This window comes from Muribacter muris (assembly GCF_001038205.1).
Lineage (GTDB): Bacteria > Pseudomonadota > Gammaproteobacteria > Enterobacterales > Pasteurellaceae > Muribacter > Muribacter muris.
In genome coordinates this window covers 23,829-30,090 of the sequence record NZ_JWIZ01000041.1, presented here as the reverse complement: position 1 = coordinate 30,090, position 6,262 = coordinate 23,829, and the positions used below count along the sequence as shown (strand labels likewise).

4 protein-coding genes are annotated in these 6,262 nt (G+C 47.2%); all 4 read right to left on the bottom strand.

The window, feature by feature from the left end; translation table 11 throughout:
* Positions 1-155: 155 nt before the first annotated feature.
* The 4 genes from tadA to pnp all read right to left on the bottom strand — a co-directional run bounded on the left by tadA (position 156) and on the right by pnp (position 6,078).
* Complete coding sequence (gene tadA, locus RO21_RS07165; protein ID WP_047977120.1) at positions 156-695, bottom strand: tRNA adenosine(34) deaminase TadA; 540 nt, start codon at positions 693-695, stop codon at positions 156-158.
* A gap of 307 nt (positions 696-1,002) precedes the next feature.
* Positions 1,003-2,793 carry a DEAD/DEAH box helicase gene (locus tag RO21_RS07160; protein ID WP_047977119.1) on the bottom strand — a complete coding sequence of 597 codons (1,791 nt, stop codon included), beginning with the start codon at positions 2,791-2,793 and terminating at the stop codon, positions 1,003-1,005.
* Positions 2,794-2,961: 168 nt separating this feature from the next.
* Positions 2,962-3,885 carry a lipoprotein NlpI gene (nlpI, locus tag RO21_RS07155; protein ID WP_047977118.1) on the bottom strand — a complete coding sequence of 308 codons (924 nt, stop codon included), beginning with the start codon at positions 3,883-3,885 and terminating at the stop codon, positions 2,962-2,964.
* A 69-nt stretch (positions 3,886-3,954) separates the two neighbouring features.
* Complete coding sequence (gene pnp / locus RO21_RS07150; RefSeq protein WP_047977117.1) at positions 3,955-6,078, bottom strand: polyribonucleotide nucleotidyltransferase; 2,124 nt, start codon at positions 6,076-6,078, stop codon at positions 3,955-3,957.
* Positions 6,079-6,262 lie beyond the last annotated feature (184 nt).

Below are 6,262 nucleotides of genomic sequence, written 5' to 3'. Positions count from 1 at the left end.
TTGAAATAATTTGATTTTTATAAAGGACACACGCAGTGTGTCCCTACATTCTATTAAAATGTCTATTTTTGTGCATTTGCTACATAATACCGGATAATCTTGAAATTATGCGGTTTTATGACGGACGCCGGTGTGGCGTTGCTACAATCGTAAAATCAGCCTAAACTAACCACTTGCAAGGCTTTGAGTGCTTTTTTCTCCGCCCGTCTTTTTTGAAAAAATCGGCTGATTTTTTCACCGCATTGTGTTGCCATTACCCCGCCTCGAATATGAAGAAAATGGTTCATTTTGTACTCTTCAAAAAAGTGAAAACGGGAGCCGATTGCGCCGGTTTTATAATCCGCTGCACCAAAGACTAACCTCCCCAACCGGCTATGCAAAATTGCACCGGCACACATTGTGCAAGGTTCAAGGGTAACGTAGAGGGTACAGTCGATCAGGCGATAGTTACCCAAACGCTGTGCCGCCGAGCGAATAGCAAGCATTTCGGCGTGTGCGCTCGGATCGGAAAGGCTGATCGAACGGTTCCAACCTTCACCGATGATCTGCCCTTGCGGATCGATCACAACTGCTCCGACCGGAATTTCACCTTCCCGTTCGGCATTATCCGCCAGCATTAAGGCGTGCTTCATTAGAGCATAGTCTTGCTCGCTAAGGTGTAGTTCGCAATGATGTTGTTGGGGTTGAATAAACATTTATGATAGAAAAGCTGGTTGATATAGGAGTTGCATACGTTTGAATGGTGGTTGGCAACGCCGTTAATTGTCATTTTACAGCTACTGATATTATTTATAAGTATCTGGTTCAGCCTGAAAAGCGTGGCAAGCGGCGGGATTTGAACGATTTTATGCAAAATCAGGCTCTTATAATATGCCTAGCCTATACTTCGATTAAATAGGCAGCATTTCGGACATTTATACGGACGCCGATATAGCGTCCGTTATCAATTTAAGTTGCTGCGTTTTCATCGCAATACCGTCAAACTTACGCTTGCGTGAGGGGTTAGCGGCGACCTCGCTCGTTAAAACGTTTTTCTTTAAAGCCGCTTTTACGATCACGAAAACCGTGTTCATCACGGCGATCACGTCTGTCGCCCCGTCCTTTGCTTTTTTCATCAAAAGGTGCATTACCGTCCACCGCACCGAGCAACGACATTTGCATCGGTTTGCTTAATACACGGGCTTTGCGGGCAAAATGTTCGACCAAATGCTTTGGCATACCTTGCGGTAGTTCAATTGTCGAATATTTGTCGTGCAATTTGATATGCCCGATATAGCGGCTGCTAATATCGCCTTCGTTGGCGATTGCCCCTACGATATGGCGGACTTCCACCCCGTCTTCACGCCCAAGTTCAATGCGGTAGAGATCCATTGCAATCCGGTTATGCTCACGGTGTTCACGACCGCCACGGCGTTCGGCTGAACGAGGGTTTTCCCGTCCACGTCCCCGTTCGCTGCGGGCAGGGCGGACAGCCGGATCAGGCGGTAAAATCAATTTTTGCTTTTCCTGTAATAGCATCATCATTGCTGCTGCCAGCTCTTCGTGATCTTGATCGGCAGTGAATAAATCTTCCAATAATTCACGGTAAAGTTCTAAATCGTGATGTTCAAGCTGCTGCGAAATGCGGGCTTTGAATTTTTCACGGCGTTTTGCCATTAAAATTTCGTGATTTGGGATCGGCACTTCGTCAATCGGCTTTTTCATTAAATGCTCGATATTTCGTAATAAACGGCGTTCACGAGGCTCAACGAAGAGTAAGGCTCTGCCTGAACGACCGGCACGACCCGTTCGTCCGATGCGGTGGACGTAACTTTCGGAGTCTAGCGGAATATCGTAGTTGATGACAAGGCTGATGCGTTCCACGTCTAAGCCACGGGCGGCGACATCGGTAGCGATCAGAATGTCCAAGCGCCCCGATTTTAAACGCTCTAATGTTTGTTCGCGGGCTTGCTGGGTCATATCGCCGTTGAGTGCGGCGGCACGGTAGCCGTGGCGTTCAAGTAATTCGGTAATATCCGTTGTGCCGGTTTTGGTGCGGGTGAAGATTATTGCCGCATCAAATTCTTCCACTTCTAAAAAGCGGAGTAGCGCATCGTTTTTGCGAAAGCCATTGACTAGCCAGTAGCTTTGGGTAATATCCGGTGCGGAACGTTGGGTTGCCTGAATTTTAACCTCTTGCGGATCTTGCATAAAACGGCGGGTAATGCGGCGGATTGGTTCCGGCATTGTTGCCGAGAACAGGGCAGTTTGGTGATGCTCCGGCAGCTCCGCCATTACGGTTTCTACATCATCAATAAAGCCCATTCGTAACATTTCGTCCGCTTCGTCTAATACGATTGCTTTGAGGGCGGAGAGATCGAGCGTGCCACGGCGGATATGATCGAGAATCCGCCCCGGTGTGCCGACCACAACCTGCGAACCTTGTTTTAAGGCTCGGATTTGAATATCGTATCGCTGGCCGCCGTAAATGGTAACCACACGCACGCCTTTCATATTTTTGGTAAATTGTTCGCACGCATCAGCCACTTGAATGGCAAGTTCACGGGTAGGTGCCATCACTAACATTTGCGGGAAACGTTGTGCCGGATCAAGACGGGCTAAAATCGGGAGGGAAAAGGCGGCAGTTTTGCCGCTGCCGGTCTGTGCCATTCCCAGCACATCACGCCCTGCTAACAGATGTGGAATACAGGCTTGCTGAATGGGCGAAGGGGTGATGAACCCCATTTCATTGACGGCATCAAGAATAGATTGAGGTAAGCCGAGATCGGCAAAGGTAAGAGATTGCGTTGTCATAAGATTCCAATAATCGTGCCCAAACTGTTTGGGCGGTTTGAAAATACATTGTTGAGGGGTTAGGTAAAACAAAAAGTGTCGGCAAATCAATGCGGAGTATAAGATTGTCATTGTGCAAGCGGGCGGTTTTGCAAGATTTTCGACAAATCCGACCGCTTGTTATCGTTCCTAATTTTTCCCAACAATTACGGGAGCTGTTTGGCGATTGCGCAGTTGCGAAAGCTCAAACAAAGCAAAACGATACTCAACAAAATTATAAATTTGGTTTGCCGCAGCAAGACGGAAGAAACTTTTTGCTTCTTCCAACTGATTCAATTTGAGTGTTTGTTTTGCGAGATAAAAATACGTTTCCGTTAAAATTTCAGCGTAGGTTGGCGTGTTCGGCTCTGCCTGCGTATTCATTTTTGAACGGAGCTGTGTCAGGGTTAAATCCCCTAAAAAGTAACGAACAACCGAAGTACCCCAAAAATCCTCGGATATGCCTTTTGAGCGTTCGATCAGATTTTGTTTTGCCGTGGCCGGGGCAAGTTCTAATTCGTTAAAATAAAGCCATAAAGCCCGATAAGGATCGGTTTTATCCGCTTGGTAAAATGCCTGAAAATCCCGTTCGGCTTCGGCATAACGCTCGCTATAATAGAAAGCAAGCCCTCGGTTTAAACGGGTGTAATCGTATGCATTGTCCAATTCTAAGACGGCGTTGAAAGCATCAATGGCACTGTCATAATCATCTTCCAATAGTAGATACAGCCCTAAATAATTGTAGGCTGCCGCCATTTTGGGATTATGCTCAACAGCGTGGGTGAAATCATAACGTGCCAGCGACCAAAGCCCTAAACTGTCATAAATCACGCCTCGCTCAAAGAATAATTCCGCCCGTTCCGCATTGGTTAATTTTGCCTCTTGCAGCACTTGCGTCAGCCGCACGACCATTGCTTCTTGTTCAAAGCGTAGTTGGGGGTTAAGCTCGGCAAGGGACAATCTGTCCGGATAGATCATATCCGTTGCACGATTAACGCAACCGCTTAAAAACAGCAGGGCGAAAAGAGCGAATAGGTAAGCTCGAAAGTTTAACAACTTAACAGCTTGTTGCATTTATAAACCTTAGATCAAATAGCAAGGGCTTTCTCTCGCGGGAGAGAAAGCACATTGTCGGATTAGCGTTTATTCGAGCGTCGGCTCTGCTTCTACAACTACTTCGGCAGCCACCGGTGCGATGTCTTTCATCGTTAAGCGGATACGCCCTTGGCGGTCGATCTCCACCACTTTCACTTGTACCTCTTGACCGACTTCCAAGTAGTCGGCAACCCGTTCCACACGGGCATCGGTAATTTGTGAAATGTGCACTAAGCCTTCTTTACCGCCTAAGATTGACACAAATGCGCCGAAATCGACAACACGGGTAACTTTACCTTTATAAACCGTATTGACTTCAACTTCAGCAACGATCTCTTCGATACGTTCCATCACACGTTTTGCCGCACCATTATCCGTTGCGGCAATTTTTACTGTGCCGTCATCATCAATATCAATAGATGTGCCGGTCTCTTCGGTGAGCGCTCGGATAGTCGCTCCGCCTTTTCCGATCACATCTTTGATTTTCTTCGGATCGATTTTCATTGTGTGGATACGAGGCGCAAAATCGGAAATATCGGCACGAGGGGCTGGGATCGCTTGTTCCATTACCTCTAAAATGTGCATTCTTGCGCCTTTCGCTTGGTTAAGAGCAATACGCATAATTTCCGGCGTGATGCCTTCAATTTTGATGTCCATTTGGAGTGCCGTAACCCCTTTGCGTGTACCGGCTACTTTGAAGTCCATATCGCCAAGGTGATCTTCATCGCCCAAAATATCGGAAAGTACCACAAATTTGTCGTCTTCTTTCACTAGACCCATTGCAATACCGGCAACGGCGGCTTTAATCGGCACGCCCGCATCCATTAACGCCAGTGATGCACCACAAACGGACGCCATTGACGATGAACCGTTGGATTCGGTGATTTCAGATACGACACGCACCACATACGGAAACTCTTCGGCAGTCGGCATTACCGCTAATACGCCCCGTTTTGCCAAACGGCCGTGTCCGATTTCACGGCGTTTTGGTGAGCCGATCATTCCTGTTTCGCCGACAGAATACGGAGGGAAGTTGTAGTGGAAAAGGAAACGATCGGATTTTTCACCGGTTAATTCGTCAATAATTTGTGCATCACGCTCTGTACCTAACGTCGCAACTGCGAGGGCTTGGGTTTCGCCACGGGTAAAAATGGCTGAACCGTGTGTGCGAGGCAATACGCCGGTGCAAATATCCAATGCCCGAACCGTATCTACGGTACGACCGTCAATACGAGGTTCGCCGTTAATAATGCGGCTACGCACGATTTGGCTTTCTAATGCCGTGATAATATCAATGATTTTGCCTTCACTGATGCTGTCATCTGCGGCTGTAATTTGTGCGATGACATCGGCTTTAATCGCATCAATTTGCTCATAGCGAACTTGTTTTTCAACAATACGGTAGGCTTCACCAAGGCGGGTTTCTGCTAAACCTTTCACTTTTTCAATCAGTGCCGTATCCGGTTCCGGTGCGACCCAGTTCCAACGAGGTTTGCCTGCTTCTTGGACGAATTGTTTGATATTTTCGATCACTACTTGTTGTTGTTCGTGCCCGAACACCACCGCCGCTAACATCTGTTCTTCCGATAGAATATCCGCTTCGGATTCAACCATCAGTACAGCTTTGTCTGTACCGGCAACCACGAGATCTAAACGGCTTAATTTTTGCTCGTTGATAGTCGGGTTTAACACGAATTGGTCGTTGATAAAGCCGACACGAGCCGCACCGATTGGGCCGTTAAACGGCACGCCGGAGAGAGAAAGTGCGGCAGATGCGCCAATCATTGCGACTAAATCCGGGCTGATTTGCGGATTGACGGACACAACGGTGGCAATTACTTGGATTTCGTTGAAAAAGCCTTCGGGGAAAAGCGGGCGAATCGGACGGTCGATTAAACGGGCGATTAAGGTTTCGCCTTCGGACGGACGACCTTCACGTTTGAAAAAACCGCCCGGAATGCGACCGGCTGCGTAAGTCCGCTCTTGATAATTGACGGTTAGGGGAAAGAAATCTTGCCCTTCTTTCACCTCTTTTTTAGCCACAACGGTTACAAATACGGTGGTATCGTCCATACTTGCCATTACTGCGGCGGTAGCTTGGCGGGCGATTGCCCCCGTTTCTAATGTAACAGTATGCTGACCATATTTAAACTGTTTCACAATTGGATTCATTTTTTAACTTCCTTTTGAATATCATTATTGTTTTACTTCTTAAAAAGGGCGACTAGCAGAAATCCTCTTATCTTTTTAGGGCTAAAAGCATTTCTGATAGTCGCTTTTCACTGACGAGAAGCAAAACTTGTTTATTATAGCGAAATTTTTGCCGAAAATCGCCTACTATTTCCAATTTGCAACG

What these genes read in the sequence shown, in the direction of transcription:
- pnp (WP_047977117.1), bottom strand. Translation starts at nt 6,078, where the DNA reads ATGAATCCAATTGTGAAACAGTTTAAATATGGTCAGCATACTGTTACA.
- RO21_RS07160 (WP_047977119.1), bottom strand. Translation starts at nt 2,793, where the DNA reads ATGACAACGCAATCTCTTACCTTTGCCGATCTCGGCTTACCTCAATCT.
- tadA (WP_047977120.1), bottom strand. Translation starts at nt 695, where the DNA reads ATGTTTATTCAACCCCAACAACATCATTGCGAACTACACCTTAGCGAG.
- nlpI (WP_047977118.1), bottom strand. Translation starts at nt 3,885, where the DNA reads ATGCAACAAGCTGTTAAGTTGTTAAACTTTCGAGCTTACCTATTCGCT.